A 7,352-nucleotide genomic window follows, 5' to 3' on the forward strand; every position below is an offset into this window, starting at 1 on the left:
GTTGACGCTGTTGGAGCCATAGAATGGCAAAACACCTATGGCAGTAATGGAGACGATCAACTGTATGTCATTCATCAAACCCAAGATGGAGGTTATGTTGCAGGAGGAAACTCAAATAGCACACAACCGCTTACTACATTGGGTGGAATGGTAGGAGACGGTACCGATTATTGGGTAGTAAGACTAGACGAAAAAGGCGAAGTCATTTGGAGCAAAACCTATGATTTTGGGAAAGTTGATATCCTAACTTCACTTGTAGAAAATAAAGACAACACGTATTTGATAGGTGGGTATGCTCAAAGTGAGAACAAACATCCTACAACAGGTCTGACAGGAAAAGTAACCAATCTTATCAATAAAGACAAAGTAGGAATCAATGATTATATCGCTTTAAAAATAGATGAGAAAGGAGAGGAGCTCTGGAAGAAAACAGTAGGTAGCGCAGGCGAAGATATCTTACGCAAACTCATTGAGACTCGAGATGGAGGCTATCTTATGGCAGGAACCTCAAACTCTAGTGCATCCAAAGATAAAAATGGTAGTATAGGAGGAAATGATTTTTGGGTAGTTAAATTAAAAGACAAGACCAAGGTAGAAAAAGTTAAAATAGATATAGAAGCAATACCAAATCCTGCAGTAACATTCACTAACATCATCATAGGATATGAGTATGAGAAAGGAACTGCTACAGTAGTTGATATGGCTGGTCGCATCTTACAGCAATTTCCTATTACCGACAGAACCGTTCCTATTGACTTAGGGCAATACCCCGAAGGTATTTATATCGTTAATATAAAAACCAATGTAAAAACAGATGGTATTAAAGTAATAAGAACAGGGAAAAATTAGATGATAAAAATCATTTAATAACATCAAATTTTAATGAAAATGAAAAATACAATAAAAAAAAACATATATCTCTATACTCTAATTTTTATTAGTTATAACTCTAATGGACAAGTAACAAAAGACTTACCTAATTATTTTCCAGTAAGTCCCAATGCAGCATCATTTGCTAAACAAGGGCTGTACCCTGTGGATTATTCTACAGGCAGACTCAATGTGAATGTTCCTATATACACTATCAAAACCAGAGAAATTACAGTACCCATTTCTCTTAGCTATAATACTTCGGGCATACAACTCAATGAGACTGCTTCTTGGGTGGGATTAGGATGGAACTTAGATGCAGGTGGAGCAATTGTAAGAAATACTAAAGGCATACCCGATAGCGCACTTGGAATACAAAAATACTGGACACCTATCCCTTTGTTATCTAGAGATTTAGTTTTTAGTCATAAAAATTACAAAGCTTTATATTTAATGCATAAAGGAGAGCAAGACACTGCACCAGACGAATATGTCGTATGTGCACCAGGATTGTCTGGATCTTTTTATTTTGATCAAAACGATTCTTATAAAGCATACTTTAGGGATTTTCAAAATACTAAGGTTAAAATTATTTCAGATAGCGAAATTGAGATTACTAAAGACGATGGTACAATTTATAAATTTGGTAAAACCCTTAAAGGAGTTGAATCAGTAGAAGTAACATCAAATCCTACGGAATCAATTTCCTATTTAGGAACGGGCTTTATTTCTGCCTGGTATCTAACCGAAATTATCTCTGTAAATGGTACAGAAATCATTTCATTTAACTATAAGTCAATTGATAGCTATGATTACCCAGTTGTTGCCTCTGAGAATTTATATCCAGCTACAGTTTCTTCTTGGATAAGGACAAATTACCCTGTAAGTACCAAGATCAAAAAGCAATTTTTGCAATCTATCACTTTTTCAAATGGAAGAATAGATTTCATTTCTGCGCTTGATAGAGAAGATTTAATTTTAGATTATAAATTAAATTCTATTGAAGTTTATTCAGTACTTAACAATAAAAATCTTCTAATTCAAAAATCGAATTTTAATTACGATTATTATGTAAGGTCTGGTGGGAACGTCACATCAGTTGAACACAATTCAGATTATGAGGGAAGTAGAAATTTTAATAGCAGGAATAAATCTTTACGATTAAAGGAAATAATAGATAGTCAGACCAATACTAAATATGCTTTTGATTATAACAATATTCAACTGCCTCTAAGAGGAACTAACAAACAGGATTATTGGGGATATATAAATAATAATTCTGGGTCATTAATGCCTCCTACAAAGATGGATTTGAATAATCAAGTGGGGAATACGCGAATAATCAATTTTGGTACTGGAGATAGAAAGGCTAATGAAACTTTAATGCAATCTGGAATTTTAAAAAAAATAACATACCCAGAAGGAGGTTATTCAATTTTTGAATATGAAGCCAATAAATATGATTTAAAAGAATCAATTCCTACAATTGTTCCGAGAACCGCAAGTGTTGTTGCTTATGGATATGATAGTGAAAGTTGTACAGTTCACAGTGCAAATACCACTTTTACACCTAAAAACTATATTCTCGGCAGTGGAAAATTAATTATTTCTTTTATGCCTGCAACAGATGAAAATGGAGGAAGTACAAATGTAACATTTGATTCTGAAATTTTTTTTAGACCATTACCGTTTACTTTGGGAGGTAATTTTACTTATACTCGAGAATTTAGTGATTCGTCCCATACTTTATCTGCTAACGAATTTAGAACAGGAAATATTGGTGCGTATGGTTGTCCAATAAGTAGTATTACAGCATCATGGGAGGAGAATTCGGGATTTAAAGAAGTTGTTACTACAAAGCTTGTAGGTGGGTTGCGTATTAAGTCGATAGAAAATTTTGATCAAATTGGAACTATTACTCCAGTGAGCATAAAACGATTTGATTATCAAGAAGAGAATATATTAAATAAAGAAGGATTAGGTTCTTATAAACGATATATAATATTAACTCATGATCCGGGCATTCAAGAATCTACACCTGTCTGTTCAAGTTCGGCATTGTACAACAATAATATTGGTGGTAGTCCCAACATTACTTATGGTAAAATAATAGAAACTGAAATTAATCCTAATACATCTGTAACAAATGGCAAGACAGAATATTATTACCAAAATATAATTTCGGAAAGGACCATTAGAGATGCTCCTACGACATTCAAGCATCCTCTTTTTATATTACATTATCCTTATTCGACCTTAATGCTTAAGTACACACTTAACATATATGATTTTTCTTATTATAAAAATGATTCCTGGAATTATGGCTCGTTAACCAATACAATTACTTATAAAAGAGATGCCTCTAATACTTTAAAAAAAATTAAAAGTGTAGAGAATAAATATACCATTTTAAAACAACTTGAATTACCATACAATTTAGTTTTTAATATTTTTAGTGATCCTTATGATCCTTATGATCCAAATTTTACACCCGAGCCATATATTCAGGGAAAGAGTATAGATTATTACAGCGCGCAATTTTTTTATTTTACAGGCGAGGTTTCATTAGGAAAAAAAGTGATGACGAGTACAACAGAAACTGATTATGATGAAAGTGAAAAAATTACTATTAAAAAAACAATTTCTTATAGTTTTGAAAATCCAGTGCATAATCAAGTTACCAAAATGCAGACGAATAACAGTAATGAAGAAACACTCGAAACAAAGTATTTCTACCCACAAGACGCGATAGTGGCTAGTGAACCATTTGTAAATGAGTTAAAAGATAAAAATATAGTTGGAGTTCCGCTTGCTACACTATCTTATAATGGAGTAACAAAATTATCAGAACAAAAGACTGTTTATGATAAAAGCTTGGTAACTAGTAATTTATTATTACCAAGATATATTTATGCAAACAAAGGTATAGACAATATTAATAACAGTACTGATAAAAAAATAACCTATGACCAGTATGATGATAAAGGTAATATTTTGCAGTATACTTTAGAGGGAGGAACCCCTGTGTCTATTATTTGGGGGTACAATAAAACACAACCTATTGCTAAAATTGAGAATGCTTCTTATGCTTCAATTCCTTTAGAAACAATAACAAGTTTACAGGCATTATCAAATGCCGATGATGATAATTGCATGTCAGCTAATTGTACCGAACAGTTACTGCGAAATGGTCAGGATGCATTTAGAGCTACTTTGCCAAATGCTTTTATAACTACTTATACCTATAACCCACTTGTAGGGGTTACAAGTATAACTGACCCAAGTAGAATCAGTACTTATTATCATTATGATAAGTTTAACCGATTACAATATATAAAAGATCAGGATTTAAATATTGTACAAACCCATTATTACAACTATAAAGGGCAAATTATTGATTATTTACTACCAGAGGCATCTATTTATAAAAATGTTGCAATAAGTAAAATTTATACAAAAAATGATTGTAGTACAGGAGCATCGGCCAGTGTTATGTACAAAGTACCTATAGGAACTTTTAGTTCGAGTATCTCACAGGCAGATGCTGATGCACAAGCGCAAGCCGATATAAGCAAAAATGGACAAGCATATGCTAATAACAATGGAGTTTGTTATTACAGGAATAAAGGCATAAGTAAGCTTTTTACCAAGAATGATTGTGAAGAAACTGGCATACCTGCTACAATGTATTATACAATTGCTGAAGGCACATATAATTCGACAATCTCACAAGCCGATGCCGATGCTCAGGCTCAAGCCAATTTAAACAATTATGGCCAAGAATATGTAAATGCCAATGGTTATTGTACCTATCAAAATGAAGAATTACGAGGTAATTTTAGTTTGTTTTCGGAAGATTTTGGACATTTTAAAGTTGCTTATCATGTTCCTTCGGGAAAATATACTTCGACTATTTCTCAAATAGATGCCGATGAAATAGCCCAACAAGGTTTATCCCAATGCCAAAATGAGTATAGTTGCCTAATGGTAGAATGTCAAGAGCTACTAGAAGAGGATGGTATGGCTATTACCAACTATGATTGTGATAATATTTCATTTACAATTATGCCTTTTGAAGAAGAAAACTAACCACAAAAACAAACAAAATGAAAAAAAGTATATTGATTTTAGTTTTGCTATTGTTGCCGGTTACAAAAATAATAGCTCAAACATTTAGCGATGATAATTTGATTTATACCAGTAGACCTAAAAAAGAAGCAAAAGAAGAACAATTAAAAGCATTGACCAAAGATGAAGTAAATCAAAGCATCATCTATTATGATGGTTTAGGACGTCCTGTACAAACTATTGCCATAGGACAAGGTGGTAACAGGGAAGATATTGTAACCCTAATAGAATATGATCCCTTTGGAAGACAAGAAAAAGAATATTTGCCTTTTTCGCTCCCTAATTCTAATAATCAATATCCTAGAATAGAATCTCAAACAGCAATAAACGCTACAATGACTTTTTATAATACCGAAAAATACGAAAACACATCCAATCCTTTTTCAGAAAAGAAATTGGAATCTTCTCCGTTAAGCCGAGTGTTAAAACAAGCAGCTCCAGGAAATGCATGGGCGATGAATAGTGGTCACGAAATTAAATTTGATTATAAAACCAATGATGATAATGAAGTGAAACGCTATACAGCATCCGCAAATTGGGATGCAGGATTGGGACTGTATGAAATAGCCTTTTCAGATAATGGATATTATGCAAAAAATCAATTGTATAAGACTATTATCTATGATGAAAATACTATTCCAGGAGCAAAAACAGGAACAGAAGAATTTAAAAATAAGGAAGGACAAGTCATTCTAAAAAGAACCTACGAATCGCTACAAAAACATGATACCTATTATGTTTATGATAAATACGGAAATCTAACTTATGTAATTCCGCCAAAGGCAGATGGAGGCATAATCGAAGAAGTCTTAAACGAATTATGTTACCAATACAAATACGATAATCGCAACCGTTTGGCCGAAAAGAAATTACCGGGCAAGCAATGGGAATTTATAGTGTATGATAAACGAGACCGTCCTGTGGCTACAGGACCAGCCAATTCTCCTTTTAATAACGATACAGCTGTAGGCTGGTTAATTACCAAATACGATGCGTTTAGCCGACCAATTTATACAGGTTGGTTAAATTCAACCCCGAATGCACCAAGTAGAAAAACCATGCAGGATGCACAGAATACTGCAACTACGCTATATGAAACCAAACAACCTTCTGGTACTATCGATAAAATTGCTGTAAATTATAGTAATGCTATTGAACCGAAAATTTTCACGCTCCTAACCGTAAATTATTATGATAATTACAATTACCCAAACGCAGCTAGTGTTCCTACAACAGTTGAAGGACAAACCGTTTTGGTAAATACAAAAGGACTTGCAACAGGCAGTTGGACAAGAGTATTAACAACAGCCACTTCCATTTTGGGAGAAACTAGCAGTATTTTTTATAATGATAAAGCCCGACCAATACGCAGTTATTTACAAAACCACTTAAGTGGATATACCATCACTGATAATAAACTTGATTTTACAGGAAAAACGTTATACACAATAACCAAACACAAGCGCGAATCAGGAGCAACAGAGCTTATCATAAAAGAAGAGTTTACCTATACGGCACAAGATCGTTTGTTTACGCATACCCATCAGATAAATGGGGGCGTAATACAGCTTCTTTCTGAAAATAACTATGATGAATTAGGGCAACTCAAATACAAAAGAGTAGGGAACAATACAGGGAATCCGCTGCAAAAAATTGATTATAGTTACAATATAAGAGGCTGGCTAACGGCCATAAATAAAACAGATAATTTACAACAAGATAGCGATCCTAAAGACTTGTTTGCATTTAAAATAAATTATAACAGTACAACAAGAAATACTAATATAAAAGCATTGTACAACGGTAATATTGCCGAAACATTCTGGCGAGTAAATTCTGATCTCGGTTTACGTTCCTATGGATATCAATATGATGATCTTAATAGATTGAAAAAGGCAATTTACCAAAAACCAGAGGGAAATATCCCAGTTCCAGGGGCTTATAATGAGAGTTTGAGTTATGATAAAAATGGCAATATAATGTTTCTTCAAAGGTTTGGAGACAGCGATACACCATCAATAAATTTTCAAATAGATGATTTAACTTATGAATATAAAAATGATAATTCAAACCAGTTAATAAAAGTAACCGATAACCCAGCTGGTAATGATGCAAGAGGCTTTATAGATGGTAATAAAAATGGAGATGATTATGCCTATGATACCAACGGAAATATGATTAGTGATAAAAACAAAAACATCACAGAAATACGTTATAATCATCTTAATTTACCAACCAAAATAACATTTGGCATAAATGGAAACATTGTTTATATTTACAACGCAACTGGGCAAAAACTAGAGAAAATTGTAACTGATAATGGAATTATAACTCAAACTAAGTATTTGGGAGGA

The 7,352-nt window shown here is 33.1% G+C and carries 3 protein-coding genes; all 3 read left to right on the plus strand.

Annotation, left to right across the window (positions count from 1 at the left end):
• On the plus strand, positions 1-849 hold an 849-nt coding region (locus tag LPB87_RS20455; RefSeq protein WP_230729201.1), incomplete at its 5' end, for a T9SS type A sorting domain-containing protein.
• A gap of 39 nt (positions 850-888) precedes the next feature.
• Positions 889-4,959 (plus strand): DUF5977 domain-containing protein, encoded by a 4,071-nt coding sequence (locus tag LPB87_RS20460; protein WP_230729202.1) that lies wholly within the window; start codon positions 889-891, stop codon positions 4,957-4,959.
• A 17-nt stretch (positions 4,960-4,976) separates the two neighbouring features.
• Positions 4,977-7,352: DUF6443 domain-containing protein (locus LPB87_RS20465; protein ID WP_230729203.1), on the plus strand; the 2,376-nt coding region annotated here is incomplete at its 3' end.

The sequence above is a fragment of the Flavobacterium sp. EDS genome (assembly GCF_020991525.1).
In the GTDB taxonomy this organism is placed as follows: domain Bacteria; phylum Bacteroidota; class Bacteroidia; order Flavobacteriales; family Flavobacteriaceae; genus Flavobacterium.

Bases quoted from the DNA above. Each gene is read 5' to 3' on its own strand.
- LPB87_RS20460 (WP_230729202.1), top strand. From the start codon at position 889: ATGAAAAATACAATAAAAAAAAACATATATCTCTATACTCTAATTTTT.